General features: G+C 72.0%; 14 protein-coding genes. 8 read left to right on the forward strand and 6 right to left on the reverse strand.

Annotated elements, in window-relative coordinates; translation table 11 throughout:
- Positions 1-121 precede the first annotated feature (121 nt).
- Positions 122-970: an adenosylcobinamide-GDP ribazoletransferase gene (locus ACFVH5_RS39825; protein WP_385838578.1), complete on the reverse strand. Its 849-nt coding sequence runs from the start codon at positions 968-970 to the stop codon at positions 122-124.
- Positions 971-1,086: 116 nt separating this feature from the next.
- On the opposite strand from ACFVH5_RS39825, the gene ACFVH5_RS39830 reads away from it, so the two are divergent.
- On the forward strand, positions 1,087-1,854 hold the full coding sequence (locus ACFVH5_RS39830; protein WP_385838579.1) for a hypothetical protein: 768 nt from the start codon (positions 1,087-1,089) through the stop codon (positions 1,852-1,854).
- A gap of 9 nt (positions 1,855-1,863) precedes the next feature.
- On the opposite strand, the gene ACFVH5_RS39835 is transcribed toward ACFVH5_RS39830, so the two are convergent.
- Complete coding sequence (locus tag ACFVH5_RS39835) at positions 1,864-3,612, reverse strand: phosphatidylglycerol lysyltransferase domain-containing protein (RefSeq protein ID WP_385838580.1); 1,749 nt, start codon at positions 3,610-3,612, stop codon at positions 1,864-1,866.
- Positions 3,613-4,097: 485 nt separating this feature from the next.
- Complete coding sequence (cobT, locus tag ACFVH5_RS39840) at positions 4,098-5,171, reverse strand: nicotinate-nucleotide--dimethylbenzimidazole phosphoribosyltransferase (protein WP_385838581.1); 1,074 nt, start codon at positions 5,169-5,171, stop codon at positions 4,098-4,100.
- Positions 5,172-5,371: 200 nt separating this feature from the next.
- On the opposite strand from cobT, the gene ACFVH5_RS39845 reads away from it, so the two are divergent.
- Positions 5,372-6,559, forward strand: coding sequence for a class I SAM-dependent methyltransferase (locus tag ACFVH5_RS39845; protein ID WP_385838582.1), 1,188 nt, complete (start codon positions 5,372-5,374; stop codon positions 6,557-6,559).
- Between the two features lie 7 nt (positions 6,560-6,566).
- On the opposite strand, the gene ACFVH5_RS39850 is transcribed toward ACFVH5_RS39845, so the two are convergent.
- The gene (locus ACFVH5_RS39850; protein ID WP_385838583.1) at positions 6,567-7,766 is read right to left on the reverse strand and encodes a bifunctional adenosylcobinamide kinase/adenosylcobinamide-phosphate guanylyltransferase; all 1,200 of its coding nucleotides are present in this window, start codon (positions 7,764-7,766) and stop codon (positions 6,567-6,569) included.
- 226 nt (positions 7,767-7,992) lie between these two features.
- Between ACFVH5_RS39850 and ACFVH5_RS39855 the strand changes: the two genes are divergently transcribed.
- The gene (locus ACFVH5_RS39855) at positions 7,993-8,205 is read left to right on the forward strand and encodes a hypothetical protein (RefSeq protein WP_107018265.1); all 213 of its coding nucleotides are present in this window, start codon (positions 7,993-7,995) and stop codon (positions 8,203-8,205) included.
- Positions 8,206-8,373: 168 nt separating this feature from the next.
- On the opposite strand, the gene ACFVH5_RS39860 is transcribed toward ACFVH5_RS39855, so the two are convergent.
- A complete protein-coding gene (locus tag ACFVH5_RS39860) occupies positions 8,374-9,075 on the reverse strand; it encodes a class I SAM-dependent methyltransferase (protein WP_384815482.1) in 702 nt (233 codons plus the stop codon).
- Positions 9,076-9,158: 83 nt separating this feature from the next.
- Positions 9,159-9,785 carry a DUF3043 domain-containing protein gene (locus tag ACFVH5_RS39865; protein ID WP_210883330.1) on the reverse strand — a complete coding sequence of 209 codons (627 nt, stop codon included), beginning with the start codon at positions 9,783-9,785 and terminating at the stop codon, positions 9,159-9,161.
- A gap of 311 nt (positions 9,786-10,096) precedes the next feature.
- Between ACFVH5_RS39865 and ACFVH5_RS39870 the strand changes: the two genes are divergently transcribed.
- The 5 genes from ACFVH5_RS39870 to ACFVH5_RS39890 all read left to right on the forward strand — a co-directional run bounded on the left by ACFVH5_RS39870 (position 10,097) and on the right by ACFVH5_RS39890 (position 16,775).
- Positions 10,097-10,897: a PspA/IM30 family protein gene (locus ACFVH5_RS39870; RefSeq protein ID WP_385838584.1), complete on the forward strand. Its 801-nt coding sequence runs from the start codon at positions 10,097-10,099 to the stop codon at positions 10,895-10,897.
- Positions 10,898-10,928: 31 nt separating this feature from the next.
- Entirely contained in the window at positions 10,929-11,207 is a 279-nt protein-coding gene (locus tag ACFVH5_RS39875; protein ID WP_384815477.1) for a hypothetical protein, read from the forward strand.
- 325 nt (positions 11,208-11,532) lie between these two features.
- Positions 11,533-12,804: a sensor histidine kinase gene (locus ACFVH5_RS39880; RefSeq protein ID WP_385838585.1), complete on the forward strand. Its 1,272-nt coding sequence runs from the start codon at positions 11,533-11,535 to the stop codon at positions 12,802-12,804.
- Positions 12,801-13,478: a response regulator gene (locus ACFVH5_RS39885; protein ID WP_385838586.1), complete on the forward strand. Its 678-nt coding sequence runs from the start codon at positions 12,801-12,803 to the stop codon at positions 13,476-13,478. The genes ACFVH5_RS39880 and ACFVH5_RS39885 overlap by 4 nt, the downstream gene beginning before the upstream one ends.
- A 198-nt stretch (positions 13,479-13,676) precedes the next feature.
- A complete protein-coding gene (locus tag ACFVH5_RS39890) occupies positions 13,677-16,775 on the forward strand; it encodes an efflux RND transporter permease subunit (protein WP_385838587.1) in 3,099 nt (1,032 codons plus the stop codon).
- The last annotated feature ends 39 nt before the right edge of the window (positions 16,776-16,814 follow it).

Raw genomic sequence — 16,814 nt, forward strand, 5'->3', positions numbered from 1 at the left:
CTTGCCGGCGTCGCCCCCCTTCAACTTCGCCCGCCCGCTGTTGGTGGACCGGGGGTTCGGGGGCTGGCCCCCGAGTCATGGACGGGAACGGGTAGGGGCGGCGGGGGCGAGGAATCCGCCGCTAGGCGAAGAGACAGAACGCGACTAGCACGACGGTCACGGCGGTCTCTTCGAGCGCGCCGAACACGTCCCCCGTCACACCCCCGAACCGCCGCACGCAGTGCCGCAGCAGGAACTCGGCGGCGACACAGCCGAGCACGACGGCCAGGACGCAACCGACCACTCCGTACGTGCCGAGCAGCACCCCCGCCCCGGCCGCCAGAACCGTCACAGCGACGGCGGTAACGACAGCGCCCCGCACGGAAACCACGCCCGCGACCGCCGCCCCCAACCCCTCGGGCCGAGCCCCCGGCACCCCCACCCGCGCGGCCAGCGTCAGCGCCAGACGCCCGACGGTCGCCGACACGACGGCCGCGAGGACACCCCGCGCCCACGAGTCCCCGTACGCCTGAGCCAGCGCAGCGACCTGCGCGACCAGCACGAACAGCAGGGTGATGACCCCGAACGGCCCGATGTCCGACTGCTTCATGATGCGCAGCGCGTCCTCGGCGGGCTTGCCGCTGCCGAGGCCGTCGGCGGTGTCGGCGAGGCCGTCGAGGTGGAGGCCGCGGGTCAGGACGGCGGGCACGGCGGCGCTCGCCACGGCCGCGAGGAGCGGGCCCGCGCCGAGCACCAGCAGGAGCAGCCCGGTCGCGGCGGCGAGAACGCCCACGGCGAGGCCGGCGACGGGCGCGCTCAGCATGCCGGTGCGTGCGGCCCCGCGGTCCCAGCGCCGCACGGTCACGGGGAACACGGTCAGCGTGCCGAAGGCGAAGCGGAGTCCGTCGCTCCAGGGCGCCGGGAGCGTCTCGGGCGTCTTCGGCGTCTCGGGCGGAGGACCGGGCGACGGGTTCGGCGGGGGCGTGGACACCGGCGCAGAGTACCGGTCGCCGCCCACGGGACGACCGCCTGACGGCCGTCGGACGATCGCCGGACGGCCGTCGGTGACCGGGAGACGTCCACGGCAGCCGCGGATAAAGTGCGCACATGGGGCATTGGTGGACACGGAACATCATCGAGCCGGGAAAGCTCCCGCTGCTGCTGGCGCTGGCCTCCTTCGTCCTCACCTTCGTGATCACCCGGATCGTGGTCCGGCTCATCCGGGCGGGCAAGGGCCCGTTCGGCAACGTGAAGGCGGGCGGTCTGCACATCCACCACGTCGTCCCCGGGGTCGTCCTGACCGTGATCGGCGGCTTCGGCGCGGTGGGCAGCGACCGGCACGGCTTCGGCTCGGCGGTGTCCGCCGTGGTGTTCGGCATGGGCGCGGGTCTGGTGCTCGACGAGTTCGCGCTGATCCTGCACCTCGACGACGTCTACTGGAGCGAGGAGGGCCGCAAGAGCGTCGAGGTCGTGGTGGTCACGGCGGCGCTGGTCGGTCTGATGCTCAGTGGCTTCCTGCCGTTCGGCGTCAACGACCTCACCGAGGACGAACTGCAGGACCGTGCCGGTGTCGTCCTGAGCATCGCGCTCAACTTCGGCGTCGCGCTGCTGGCGCTGAGCAAGGGCAAGGCCCGTATGGCGATCTTCGGGGTGATCGTCCCGCTCGTCGCCCTGGTCGGCGCGATCCGGCTGGCCCGCCCCACGTCACCCTGGGCCAGACGCTTCTACCGGCGACGGCCGCGCGCCCGGGCCAGAGCGCGCCTGCGGGCCTACCACCACGACCGCCGCTGGGTGGGACCGCGCCGCAGGTTCCAGGACCTGATCGGCGGCAAACCCGACCCGGAACCCGTACGTTCCCTGCCCGGACGCCCCTGACGGGGCCGCCTATCCGCGCGCGTCCAGGCGCTTGCGGTGCAGCCACTTCGGCAGGCCCGGGGCCTCCAGGAAACCCTCCGCGCGGGCGGCGGCGAGGCCGATGCGCGGCAGGTCGGCGCTCTTCTCGAACAGCAGGAACCGCGGTTCCCAGATGGGCCGGTACTTGGCGTTGGCGCGGTACAGCGACTCGATCTGCCACCAGCGCGAGAAGAAGCTGAGCAGTGAGCGCCACAGCCGCAGCACCGGTCCCGCGCCGAGGCGCGCGCCGCGTTCGAAGACGGAACGGAACATGGCGAAGTTGAGCGAGACCTGCGTGATCCCGAGCTCGGGGGCCCGCTGGAGGAGCTGGATCACCATGAACTCCATGAGGCCGTTCTCGGAGTCCCGGTCCCGCCGCATCAGATCGAGGGAGAGCCCGTTGGGCCCCCAGGGCACGAAGGACAGCACGGCCCGCAACTCGCCCTCCCCGTTCCCCTCCTCGCCGCCGCCGTCCCGGCATTCGAGCATCACGCACCGGCCGTCGCCCGGGTCCCCGAGCCGCCCCAGCGCCATGCTGAAGCCGCGCTCGGTCGCCCCGTCCCGCCAGTCGTCCGCGCGGGCGAGGAGGTACGCCATCTCGTCGGCCGGGATGTCCTCGTGCCGCCGGACGCGTACCCGGTAGCCCGCGCGCTGCACGCGGTTGTAGGCCTGGCGGACGGTCCGCATGGCCCGCCCGTCGAGGGTGAACTCGGTGGTCTCGACGATGGCCTCGTCCCCGAGCTCCAGCGCGTCGAGACCGTGCCGGGCGTAGACGGTCCCGGCCTCCTCGCCCGCTCCCATCACGGCGGGGATCCAGCCGTGGGCGCGGGCCTCGGAGAGCCAGGGTTCGATGGCGCCGGGCCACGCCTCGGAGTCGCCGATGGGGTCGCCGGAGGCCAGTGAGACACCGCCGACGACGCGGTAGGCGACGGCGGCCTTGCCGGTCGGCGACCACACCACGCTCTTCTCGCGGCGCAGCGCGAAGTAGCCGAGGGAGTCCCGGTCGCCGTGCCGGTCGAGCAGGGTCCGCAGCCGTTCCTCGTCGTCGGCGGTGAGCGGGTCGACGACGCGGCGGGAGCGGAAGGCCGCGTACAGGACGGCGAGGACGAGCAGGGTGCTCAGTACGTTGATGGCGACGTTCACCCAGTTGGGAGTGGTGATCCCGGGGAAGCGGGAGTCGTCGGCGGCGACCGAGACGAGCCGCAGGGTGCCGTAGCGCCAGCGGTCGGTGAAGGTCGACAGGTGCGCGTCGTGGGCGTGGTTCGTGACGGTCACCAGGAGTGCGGCCAGCAGGGAACAGGCGAGGAGGCCGCCGACGGCGACGGCTGCCGCGAGCCGGGGGTTGGAGCGGTCGCCCTTCGCGTAGAACGCGGGGCGGCCGACGACCAGGGAGGCCACGAAGGCCGCCGTCAGGGCGAGGGAGATCCAGTTCTGCGGGTAGCGGCGGACCTCCGGGAAGACCATGGCGAAGGCGAACAGCAGCAGGAACGCTCCGCTCAGGGCCAGGTTGAGGATCCAGGCGGCTCGCTTGCGCCGTCGCATCGTGATCGCCAGGAACATGGTGAACACGCCTGACGCGAAGCCGGCGGTCAGGAGGTACGGGGTGAAGTAGTCCTCCGTGTTGTGGCGCCGCACGTCCTGGCCGAGGGAGACCCATACGGCGCTCAGGAAGTTGAGGAACGCGACGGTGCGGAGGTACCACACGGCGGTTGCCGCGGCGATGGATCGGGCGCTTCCCATGAAACTGGATCATATGGGGCGACGCCCCTGCCGTTGGGCTGCCGCCCGGGCGGGGTGACTCACGCATGAACTCCACCCGCGGCCCGGTGGGGCCTGGCCGCGCAGTTCCCCGCGCCCCTCAAGGACCTCGGGTGCGGGCCCGGTGGGGGTCACCCGCGCAGTTCCCCGCGCCCCTGAAAGAACGGGGCTGCGCCCCCGCCCTTCTGTCGGCAGGGGCGCAGCCCCGCCGACCAGGGGCGCGAGGAACGGCGCGGCCAGCCCCCACGCGCCCGCACCCGAGGTCATCCAGGGGCGCGGGGAACGGCGCAGTCTTTTCGCCTTTCAGCGGCGGGGGGGGGAACGGCGCGGCCAGCCCCCACGTACCCGCACCCGAGGTCATCCAGGGGCGCGGGGAACGGCGCAGTCTTTTCGTCTTTCAGGGGCGCGGGGAACTGCGCGGGCAACCCCCGCCGGACCCGCACCCGACCCCCTGGCGGAGCCCACCCCTACTCGGACTCGGCCTCCAAGGCCTCCGTAGGAGCCAAAGGCAACTCCGCCGCAAGCGCCGCAGCAGCCTGCACCAAGGGCAGCGCGAGCAACGCCCCCGCCCCTTCCCCCACGGTCACCCCATGCGAAAGCAGCGGTTCGAGCGCCATCCGGTCGAACGCCTTCGCCTGCGCCGGCTCCCCACTGCTCTGCCCCGCGAGCCACCAGTCCGGCGCCCGGAAGGCGACCCGCTGTCCGACCAGGGCGCAGGCCGCGGACACGACCCCGTCGAGCACGACGGGCGTCTTCCGCACGGCGCTCTGCAGCAGGAACCCGGTGATCGCCGCGAGATCGGCCCCACCCACCGTCGCGAGCAACTGCAACTGGTCCCCGAGAACGGGCCGGGCCCGCCGCAGCGCGTCACGCACCGCCGCGCACTTGCGCATCCACGCGAGGTCGTCGATGGCCCGCCCTCCACGCCCGGTCACCACCGACGCGTCGGTCCCGCACAGCGCGGCCACCAGTACGGCCGCCGCGGTCGTCCCGCCGACACTCACATCACCGAGCACGACGAGATCGGTCCCGGAGTCGGCCTCCTCGTCCGCGACGGCGACGCCCGCCCGGAACGCGGCCTCCGCCTCCTCCAGGGTCAGCGCGTCCTCGATGTCGATCCGTCCGGACCCGCGCCGCACCCGGTGCCGTACGACCTCGTCGGGCAGGCTCTCCGGCTCGCAGTCGAGCGCCATGTCCACCACCCGCACGGGCACTCCGAGGCGCCGGGCCAGTACCGACACGGGACTCGCGCCGTCCAGCACGGAGCGCACCAGGTCGTCCGCGCTCCCGGCGGGCCGCGCCGAGACCCCCAGTCCGGCGACCCCGTGGTCGCCCGCGAACAGCACCACGCGCGGACGCTCGATCGCCCGCACCGGCACGGCCGCCTGCGCGGCGGCCAGCCACTCACCGAGTTCGTCCAGGCGTCCCAGTGACCCGGGCGGCACGACCTGGCGCTCGCGGCGCGCCTCGGCGTCACGGCGTACGCCACCGTCGGGGCGCTCGATCAGGTCGGTGAAGTCGTCGAGATTAAGCGAGCTCATTCGCCGAACAGTACCGGCAGTGATCCGGCCGGGATCCTGACGGGCGGTCAGTGGCCCGCGCGGGGTGGGCGCGCCAAAGACGGTGATCCCATGTGTGCCGGTTTGCAGTGGATTGTCATACCGGTTTGTATCAGCTGTTAGCGGCTCATATCAGCCTCTACAGGGTCTTACCCCGTCGGACCGGCAGGAGCAGACAGACCATGCCCCCCACACCCGTCACACCCCCGACCCCGGCCACACCCCCCACGCCGCCTCCCGCAGCCGTCACGTCCGCCGCCCAGCAGTCCGTCGCCCAGCGCCGCGCCGTCTACCTGGGGGAGCTGGCCCAGGGCACCGACCGCTTCCACGAACCGCGCAGACCCGACTGCCCCTGGTGCGGCTCGGAGCGGCTGCGCACCCGGCTGCGTACCCCCGACCTGCTCCAGCACAAGCCCGGCACCTTCGTCGTCGACGAGTGCGAGGACTGCGCCCACGCCTTCCAGAACCCCCGCCTGACCACCGAGGGCCTCGCCTTCTACCACCGCGACTTCTACGAGAACCAGGACGGCGGCGAAGAACGCCAGGAGCACGACGGCGAACGCCACGAACACGAGAGCTTCGCCGAACGGACCCTGCGCTCCCGGGCCGGCCGCCGCCGCCACGAGGCCGCGGCCCGCGCGATGCTCCCGTTCCCGGAACCCGAGAGCTGGCTGGACGTCGGCACCGGACACGGCCACTTCCCGGCTGCGGCCAAGGAGTTGTTCACGTACACGTCCTTCGACGGGCTCGACCCCACCTCGCGCGTCGACAAGGCCCTGGCGGCGGGCCGGGTCGAGGAGGCGCACCGCGGCCGGCTGCCGGACCTGGTCGGCCGGCTGCGCGCCCGCTACGACGTGGTCAGCATGTTCCACCACCTGGAGCACAGCCCCGACCCGCGCGAGGAACTGCGCGCCGCGCTCGCCGTACTGCGCCCCGGCGGGCATCTGCTCGTGGAAGTCCCGGACCCGGACTGCGCGTTCGGGGCGCTGCTCGGCAAATGGTGGGTGTCGTACTGCCAGCCGCAGCACCTCCACCTGATGCCGCTGCGCAACCTGCTCGACGAGCTGGACGCGCTGGGCTGCTCGGTCGTCTCCACCGACCGCCGCGAACCGCACGTCCCGTACGACCTGACCGGCGCCCTGGCCCTGGCGATCGGCAACCGGCTGCCCGGCGGGGACGAGCCCTGGCGCCCCGCCCCGCCGACCGACCTCCAGCGCACCCTGCGCACGGCCCTCACCCGGGCCACCGCCCCGCTGCTCGCCTCCGCGTTCGTCCTGGACCACGCCCTGGCCCCGCTCCTGCGCCGCACCCGCTTCTCGAACGCGTACCGGATCATCGCCCGCAAGAACCCGCGCGCGAACCCCCTCTGATCCGGCCTCAGCCCTTCAGGGTCACCGCCTGGCCCGCCACCACCAGCAGCACGTGCTCGCACTCGGTCGCGAACGCCGCGTTGAGGCGGCCCAGTTCGTCGCGGTAGCGGCGGCCCGAGGGGGTGGCGGGGACGATCCCGGAGCCGACCTCGTTGGAGACGGCGACCACCGTGCGGCGCGACTCGCGGACGGCGGCCGTCAGCTCCTCGACGCTCGCCCGCAGCACGCGTTCGCCGCCACCGGCCCACTCGGCGTCGTCCCACGCGTTCGCGGAGTCCATCGCGTCCGTCAGCCACAGGGACAGACAGTCGATGAGCAGTGCGGGCCCGTCGTCCTTCAGCAGGGGTACGAGGTCGCAGGTCTCGGCGGTACGCCAGGAGCCGGGGCGCCGCTCGCGATGCGCGTGCACCCGGGCCGCCCACTCCCCGTCCCCGTTGCGCGCGCCGCCCGTCGCCACGTACAGCACGTCCGGGAAGGCCTCGAGCCGTCGCTCGGCCTCCACCGACTTGCCCGACCGGGCCCCGCCGAGGACCAGCGTCCGGCGCGGTACGTCGGGCACGTCCTCGTACACCCCGACGGTCAGCGTCCTGCCGTCCGGGACCGTCCGTGCCCCCGCCGCGGCGAGGCGCCGCCGCAGTTCGCGGCCCGGCGGCACGTCGTGGTCGAGATGCACCGCGATCACATCGGTGGCGGGCCCCACCGCACCCACCAGCCGCAGCCGGGCCAGCGCGTCCGGCCGCCCGACGACATCGCCGACCACCATGTCGTACGTCTCGGTCGTCTCGTCCAGGCCCGCGGGGGCCGCGCCCGGCGGCAGATAGAGCAGCCGCTGACCGTCCGGGCCCGTGACCGCGTACCCGGTGCCCGGCGCGTCCATCGACAGCGCCCGCACCCGATGGCCCGTCAGCAGCGTCAGCTCCCGGCCGTCCGGCACGCGCCCCGGCTGCGGCAGTCCCGCGGGCACCTCCACGGCGGGTCCGTCGTGCGGGTGCGACAGCAGGACCTGGCGCACCCCGCTCAGCGAGTGCCCGGCCCGGGCCGCCGCGAAGGCCGCCCCGGGTGTCAGGTCCAGCAACAGTGTCCCGTCCACCAGGAGGGCGGTGGCCGCGCGGGCGTCCGCACCGAGCGCCACCGCGCAGACGGCGCACGAACAATCGGGCCTGGGCAGCCCCATGGGCCCGCCGGTACCAAGCAGAGTCACTTCCACGGGCCCGATTTTCCCGTGTCGGCGCGGCTCGTGCCCGTCAGGGGGTGCACAAGGGCGCACCTCGTGCGGGGCGCGGGTGAGCGCGCGAGCGGAGCGCGCACACCGACCACCGGCACCCCATGGTTCTCGACCTGCACTTTTGAACACCGGACCGGCAACGGAGCGCCTAGGCTGACGGCGAGAGCCCGATCTTGCTCGGTACTTTGGGAACTTTTGGGAGGCTGACATGGCGGCATGGACGTGGCGGTTCGAGAAGGCCGATGGGACGGAAGTCCAGCCCGCGGTCCAGCCCGAGGAGTTCACCACCCAGGGCGACGCGGAGTCCTGGCTCGGCGAGAACTGGAAGGAGCTGGCCGAGGGGGGAGCGGACCAGGTCCGGATCTTCGAGGACGCCGCGGAGATCTACGGCCCGATGAGCCTGCACGCCGAGGCGTCCTGACCCCGTAGATCCGCACGAGGCCCTGTTCCGCGCGAGGCCCTGTGGTCCGTACGAGGCCCCGTGGTCCGTACGAGTGAGAGGCCGCGACCGTATGAACCGGTCGCGGCCTCTTGCTGTCCTGCCCCGCATCCGACCTGACCGGCCGGGCGGTGAAAAACAGTGCGGGCCTCAGCCCCGTACGCCGCACAGGTGCAGCAGCGCCGCCACCCGGCGGTAGGGGTCGGTCCGGCCGGCCCGCTCCTCGGCGGCCAGCAGGGCGTCCACGTCGTCCGGCACCGCCGCGTCGTCGGCGGCCGTGTCCGTGAAGACCCGCACGCCGTACCAGGCGTGCAACGGCGCGCCGATCCCGGCGAGCGTGCCGGTGAGGGTGTCGAGCCCGTCGGCGCGGACGTCGAGCCCGAGCCGGTTCGTGTACGTGCTGGTGTCGAAGGAGGTGAGCGTCGCCGCCCAGTCGCCGGCCAGCCCCGGCCGCATGGCCAGCGCGTCGGCGTTGCGCACCAGCAGGGACAGCAGCCCGCCGGGGGCCAGCATCCGGGCGAGCCCCGCGAGCAGCGCGTCGGGCTCCTCGACGTACATCAGTACGCCGTGGCACAGCACCACGTCGAAGCTGCCGGGCAGGAAGTGCACCCCGGTGTCGCGTCCGTCGCCCTCGATGATCCGGACCCGGCCGCGGATGCCCTCGGGCTCGGCGGCAAGGGCCTCACGGGCCACGGAGATCATCGTGCAGTCCTGCTCGACGCCGGTCACCTGGTGCCCGGCGCGAGCCAGCCGCAGGGCCTGCGTGCCCTGGCCCATGCCCACGTCGAGCACGCGCAGCCGCTGCCCGACGGGGAACCGCCCGGCTATCTGCTCGTCGAGCTGCCGGGCCACCAGCTCCTGCCGTACGACATCACGCAGCCCGCCCAGCTTGCTCAGCCAGGCTTTCGCCGCGCCTCCCGAGAAGGGTGCCGCGCTCAGGGCCGCTCTCCGCGCTTGACCTGCGGCTTCGGCAGCCGGAGGCGACGCATCTGGAGGCTGCGCATCAGCGCGTACGCGACAGCGCCGCGCCGGGGCTCGTCCGGGAAGCGGGCGGCCAGCTGCTTCTTCAGACGGATCGCGATACCGATCGAGTCGAGCACGATCAGCACGATCACGAACAGCCACATCAGCAGCGCGACGTTCTGCAGCTGCGCGATGCGGACCATGCTCAGGACGAGGATGACCACCGCGAGCGGCAGGAAGAACTCGGCGATGCAGAACCGCGAGTCGATGAAGTCACGCGCGAGCTTGCGCACCGGGCCCTTGTCACGGGCGGGCAGATAACGCTCGTCGCCGCTGGCCAGCGCCTGGCGCTGCTTCTCCATGTGGGCGCGGCGCTCGTCGCGCTGCCGCTTGGAGGCCTCCTTGCGCGACGTCGGCGTATTGGCCACGCTGCGGCGCTGGGACTGGGCCTCACTGCGCTTGGGAGTGGGCCTGCCCTTGGGGGCCTGCGGGTCACGGATCTGAGGGGAGTCGGTCACCGACGCCTTGTCGGCGTGGGCCTTCTCGTCTTTGGCGCGGCTACGGAACACAAAACCCAAGGGTAAGGGGTGCGGAGGCATGGACGTCGGCCGAGTGGGGAACGATCCGGCAACACCGGTCGTCTGTAGGGGGACAGGAGGCCTGAAATGGGGTGGTGGCATGCGGTTGCGCGTGTCGGCCCCGGGACGACTCCGGAGCAGATCCGGACCGAACCCGGAGCGACCCCTGGGGGGACACCTACTCCCTACGCCGGAGCAAGATCGTCGTCAGTCGTCCTTGGGGATGAGCGCATCCGTCCCCGAACAGTGCGGTAATGGATGCAGGGCCCGTACTGTGGGTTCTGTTGCAGTCGCTGGAGCCGGAGTCCGTCAGAAGGGGGCGCGCGAAGCCCATGAGCGGTGTCATGAAGCGTATGGGGATGATCTTCCGCGCGAAGGCGAACAAGGCCCTTGACCGGGCCGAGGACCCGCGCGAAACCCTCGACTACTCGTATCAGAAACAGCTGGAGCTGCTGCAGAAGGTGCGCCGCGGCGTCGCCGACGTGGCGACCTCCCGCAAGCGCCTGGAGCTGCAGTTGAACCAGCTCCAGGGCCAGTCCTCGAAGCTGGAGGACCAGGGGCGCAAGGCGCTCGCGCTGGGCCGTGAGGACCTCGCCCGTGAGGCGCTGTCCCGCCGTGCCGCCCTCCAGCAGCAGGTGACCGACCTGGAGACGCAGCACCAGACCCTGCAGGGCGAGGAGGAGAAGCTCACCCTCGCCGCGCAGCGGCTCCAGGCCAAGGTCGACGCCTTCCGCACCAAGAAGGAGACGATCAAGGCCACGTACACGGCCGCCCAGGCGCAGACCCGGATCGGGGAGGCCTTCTCCGGCATCTCCGAGGAGATGGGCGACGTCGGGATGGCCATCCAGCGGGCCGAGGACAAGACCGCGCAGCTCCAGGCGCGGGCCGGTGCCATCGACGAACTGCTCGCCTCCGGCGCCCTCGACGACCACTCGGGGCTCGCCAAGGACGACATCCAGAGCGAGCTGGACCGGCTGTCCGGTGGTACGGACGTGGAGCTCGAACTGCAGCGGATGAAGGCCGAGCTGGCCGGGGGGTCCTCGACTTCCCAGCAGGCGATCGAGGGCGGTCAGGGGCAGACTCAGTCCCAGCCGCAGTCGAAGTCGGACACGCCGCGCTTCGACAAGCAGTAGTCGCGGGCCGTCCCACGCCGAGGAGGGCGTCATGATCGTACGGATCATGGGGGAGGGACAGGTGAGGCTGGACGACGGCCACCTCGCCGAACTGAACGAGCTGGACGACGAGCTCCTCGCGGAGACGCGGTCCGGGGACGAGGAGGGCTTCCGGCGGACGCTGGGAGCACTGCTCGACGCGGTGCGTCGTCTGGGAGCCCCGCTCCCGGACGACTCGCTGGAACCCTCGGAACTGATCCTCCCGTCCCCGGACGCGACGCTGTCGGAGGTCCGAGAACTCCTGACGGACGAGGGCCTGCTCCCCGGCTAACGCCTTCTTCCGCCCTGTCACTGACTCGGGGGCGCTGCCCCCGACCCCCCGGTCCTCAAACGCCGGACGGGCTGAGATACCCAGGGGCGCGGGGAACTGCGCGGCCAACCCCCACAGTCCCGCACCCAACCCTCCCCGCGAGGCCCCACCCCCTGAGGGACGCGGGGAACTGCGCAGCCAACCCCCACGGTCCCGCGGTCGACTCTCTCCGCGAGGCCCCACCCCCGCTTTTCAGGGGCGCGGGGAACTGCGCAACAAGCCCCACCGGCCCGCAGTCGAAGCCGAACCCCCCGCCCCCTCCAAGCGCCCCGTACCGTAAAGAACCGTGAGCACACTGACGCGCGCAAGGACCTGGCTGAGGTCCCACCCCCTCGTCGCCGACGGCACCCTCGCCGCCGCGGTCCTCGCGTGCATGCTGGCCGGCTCCTTCGCGGAGCCGAACGGCCGGCACGGCGGCACGATGTGGGGCACCCGCGCCCCCGACGCCCTCGGCCTCACCCTCATGCTGCTCGCCGCGACCACCCTGATCCTGCGCCGCAGGTATCCGTTGGGGGTCCTCGCCGCGACGGGCGCCCTGTCCGTCGTGGAGTTCGTGACAGGCGACCCCCGCGCCCCCGTCGCGATGTCCGCCGTCGTCGCCCTCTACACCGTCGCCGCGGCGACGGACCGCCCCACCACCTGGCGCGTGGGCCTGCTCACGATGACGGTCCTGACCGCCTTCGCCATGCTCGCGGGCCCCCTGCCCTGGTACGCCCAGGAGAACCTGGGAATCTTCGCCTGGACGGGCATGGCCGCCGCCGCGGGCGACGCGGTCCGCAGCCGCCGCGCCTTCGTGCACGCCATCAGAGAGCGCGCCGAGCGTGCGGAACGCACCCGCGAGGAGGAGGCCCGCCGCCGGGTCGCGGAGGAACGCCTGCGTATCGCCCGCGATCTGCACGACGTCGTCGCCCACCACATCGCCCTGGTCAACGTGCAGGCCGGGGTCGCCGCGCACGTCATGGACAAGCGCCCCGACCAGGCGAAGGAGGCCCTCGCCCACGTCCGCGAGGCCAGCCGTTCCGCGCTCAACGAACTCCGTGCCACGGTCGGCCTGCTGAGGCAGTCGGGCGACCCCGAGGCCCCCACCGAACCGGCCCCTGGCCTGCACCGCCTCGAAGAACTGGTCGGCACCTTCCGCAGTGCGGGCCTGCCTGTCGAAGTGGCCCGCACCGACCAGGGCACGGCCCTGCCGGCGGCCGTCGACCTGGCCGCGTACCGCGTCATCCAGGAAGCCCTGACCAATGTGCGCAAGCACGCGGGTCAGGAGGCGAAGGCCGAGGTCAGCGTCGTACGGGTGGGCCCGAACGTGGAGATCACCGTCCTCGACAACGGCCCCGGCGACGACGCCCCGGCCCGCCTGGAGGAGAACGGCGGCCACGGACTGCTCGGCATGCGCGAGCGGGTCACCGCACTCGGCGGGACCTGCAGCGCGGGACCCCGATACGGAGGCGGCTTCCGGGTGCATGCGATCCTGCCGGTCAAGAGCCGCGCCGGAGCCACCGCGTCCACGACGGCCACCGCGTCCGCGACCGAGGCAGCCAGGGGGAACCCCGTATGACGATCCGTGTCCTGCTCGCCGACGACCAGGCACTGCTGCGCAGCGCCTTTCGCGTCCTGGTCGACTCCGAGCCCGACATGGAGGTCGTCGGCGAGGCCTCGGACGGCGCGGAGGCGGTCCGCCTCGCCCGTGAGGAACGGGCCGACGTCGTGCTGATGGACATCCGGATGCCCGGCACCGACGGACTGGCCGCGACCCGGCTCATCAGCGCCGACCCCGGCCTCGCCCATGTGCGCGTCGTCATGCTGACGACCTTCGAGGTCGACGAGTACGTGGTGCAGTCGCTGCGCGCCGGCGCCTCCGGCTTCCTCGGCAAGGGCTCCGAGCCGGATGAACTGCTCAACGCCATCCGTGTCGCGGCGGCCGGCGACGCCCTCCTGTCGCCCGCCGCCACCAAGGGGCTGATCGCGAAGTTCCTCGCGCAGGGCGGCGACGACGACCGCGACCCCGCGCGTGCCGAACGCCTCGAAGCGCTCACCGTCCGCGAACGCGAGGTCCTCGTCCAGGTCGCGGGCGGGCACTCCAACGACGAGATCGCCGAGCGGCTGGAAGTGAGCCCGCTCACCGTGAAGACGCACGTCAACCGGGCCATGGCCAAGCTGGGAGCCCGTGACAGGGCCCAGCTCGTGGTGATCGCCTACGAGTCCGGACTGGTACGCCCAAGGGTGGAGTGAGCTCCACCCGTACGTACTGCGGGCGCGGTATGCGCCGTATAAGGAAACGGGACCTGGGGGCGAGGGGAGCGGCCCCACCGATGGCTCAGAGTGATAGGCGGATGCTCACATGAGCCCATCGCGCCGCTCCCCGCACAGGCAACAGCCTCCAGACACAGAGGCGACAGCCTCAAGCAACAGAAGAGAGACCCGTCACCCATGTCCTGGCTGTCCCGCTTCAGCCTCGCCCAGCGCGCCCTCATCGGGCTGATGTCGATCATCGCGCTCGTCTTCGGGGCGATAGCGATACCGCAACTCAAGCAGCAGCTGCTGCCCACCATCGAACTGCCCATGGTGTCGGTCCTGGCGCCGTACCAGGGTGCGTCCCCCGACGTGGTCGAGAAGCAGGTCGTCGAGCCCATCGAGGACAACCTCGAAGCGGTCGACGGGATCTCCGGCGTCACCTCCACGGCCAGCGAGGGCAACGCCCTGATCATGGCCTCCTTCGACTACGGCAACGACTCCGCCCGGATCGTCGCCGACGTCCAGCAGGCCGTGAACCGCGCCCGCGTCCAGCTCCCGGACGACGTGGACCCGCAGGTGGTCGCCGGTTCGACCGACGACATCCCGACCGTGGTCCTCGCCGTCACCTCCGGCAAGGACCAGCAGGCCCTCTCGGACCAGCTGGACCGTACGGTCGTCCCCGCGCTGAAGGACATCGACGGCGTCGCCCAGGTCACGGTCGACGGCGTACGGGACCTTGAGGTCGCGGTCACGCCCGACGACGCGAAGCTGGCGAAGGCGGGGCTGACCACGGCCGCGCTCGGCCAGGCACTGCAGGCGGGCGGCGCGACCGTACCGGCCGGCTCCTTCGACGAGGACGGCGACAACCGCACCGTCCAGGTCGGCGGCGGCTTCACCTCGCTCCAGCAGATCGAGGACCTGATGGTCACCGGCGAGGGCGGCAGGAAGCCCGTACGCCTGGCGACCGTCGCGACCGTCGAGGAGAAGCCCGCCAGGACGGAGTCCATCACCCGCACCGACGGCAAGCCCAGCCTCGCGGTCTCCGTCACCATGGACCACGACGGCAGCGCGGTCGCGGTCTCCGACGCGGTCCAGGACAAGCTGCCCGGCCTGCGCAAGGACCTCGGCTCCGGCGCCACCCTGACGGTCGTCAGCGACCAGGGCCCGGCCGTCTCCAAGTCCATCAAGGGCCTGACCACCGAGGGCGCGCTCGGACTGCTCTTCGCGGTCCTGGTCATCCTCGTCTTCCTGGCGTCGGTCCGCTCGACGCTGGTCACCGCGGTCTCCATCCCGATGTCGGTCGTCCTCGCGCTGATCGTGCTCTGGGTCCGCGACGAATCGCTCAACATCCTCACCCTGGGCGCCCTGACCATCGCCATCGGCCGGGTCGTCGACGACTCGATCGTGGTCCTGGAGAACATCAAGCGGCACCTCGGCTACGGCGAGGAGCGCCAGGAGGCGATCCTCAAGGCGGTACGCGAGGTCGCGGGCGCGGTCACGTCCTCGACGCTCACCACGGTCGCGGTCTTCCTGCCCATCGGCCTGACCGGCGGCATGGTCGGCGAGCTCTTCGGCTCGTTCTCCCTGACGGTCACCGCGGCCCTGCTGGCCTCGCTGCTCGTCTCGCTGACGGTCGTCCCCGTCCTCTCGTACTGGTTCCTGCGCGCCCCCAAGGACGTGCGCGGGGCCGACCCGGAGGAGGCCCGCCGCAAGGCCGAGGAGAAGGAGGAGCGCAGCCGCCTCCAGCGCTTCTACGTCCCCGTGCTGCGCTTCGCCACCCGCCGCCGCCTCACGAGTGTGGCCATCGCGGTGGTCGTGCTCGTCGGTACGTTCGGTATGACGCCCCTGCTGAAGACGAACTTCTTCGACCAGGGCGACCAGGAAGTCCTCACCGTCAAGCAGGAGCTGAAGCCCGGCACCAGCCTGGCCGCGACCGACGCGCAGGCGAAGAAGGTCGAGCAGCTGCTCGCCGACGTCAAGGGCGTCGAGGACTACCAGGTCACGATCGGCTCCTCCGGCTTCATGGCCGCGTTCGGTGGGGGCACGGACACCAACCAGGCCTCGTACACCGTCAAGGTCGCCGACTCGGCCTCCTTCGACGACGTCCAGGACAGCATCGAGGAGGGGCTCGGCAAGCTCTCCGGGATCGGTACGACGACGGTCGCCGCCGGTGACGGGTTCGGCAGCCAGGACCTGAGCGTCGTGGTGAAGTCCGCCGACGGCGAGGTGCTGCGCGAGGCGGCGGAGAAGGTCCGCGACGAGGTCGCCGAGCTGGACGACGTCACCGACGTCACCAGCGACCTCGCCCAGTCGGTGCCGCGCATCTCGGTCAAGGCCAACGACAAGGCCGCCGCCGCCGGGTTCAACGACGCCACGCTCGGCGCGGCCGTCGGCCAGGCCGTCCGCGGCACCACCAGCGGCAAGGCGATCCTCGACGACACCGAGCGGGACGTCGTCATCAAGTCGGCGAAGCCCGCCGAGACGCTGTCCGAGCTGAAGAACCTCAAGCTCGGCCCGGTGAAGCTCGGCGACATCGCGACGGTGCAGCTGGTCGACGGCCCGGTCTCGATGACCCGCATCGACGGTCAGCGCGCGGCCACCATCACGGCCAAGCCGACCGGTGACAACACCGGAGCGGTCAGCAACGAGCTGACGACGAAGCTCGACAAGCTGAAGCTGCCGGCCGGGGCCACGGCCTCCATCGGCGGAGTCTCCGAGGACCAGGACGACGCGTTCGCGTCCCTCGGCCTCGCGATGCTCGCGGCGATCGCGATCGTGTTCATGCTGCTGGTGGCGACCTTCCGGTCACTGATCCAGCCGCTGATCCTGCTCGTCTCGATCCCGTTCGCGGCGACGGGCGCGATCGGTCTGCTCGTGGTGACCGGTACGCCGATGGGCGTGCCGTCGATGATCGGCATGCTGATGCTCATCGGCATCGTCGTGACGAACGCGATCGTGCTGATCGACCTGATCAACCAGTACCGCAAGCAGGGGTACGGGGTCGTGGAGGCCGTGATCGAGGGCGGCAGGCACCGCCTCCGCCCGATCCTCATGACGGCCCTGGCGACCATCTTCGCCCTGCTGCCGATGGCCCTGGGCATCACCGGCGAGGGCGGCTTCATCGCCCAGCCGCTCGCGGTGGTCGTGATCGGCGGCCTGATCACGTCGACGCTGCTCACGCTGCTGCTGGTGCCGACGCTGTACGCGATGGTGGAGCTCCGCAAGGAGCGGCGCGCGACGAAGAAGTCCGCGAAGCGGACGGCTGCCGCCGAGCGGGAGGCCGTGGGGGTGTAGGTCACCGACTGCGCAGTTCCCCGCGCCCCTTTTCAGGGG

Origin of the sequence: Streptomyces sp. NPDC127119, from assembly GCF_042677425.1 — a bacterium.
Lineage (GTDB): Bacteria > Actinomycetota > Actinomycetes > Streptomycetales > Streptomycetaceae > Streptomyces.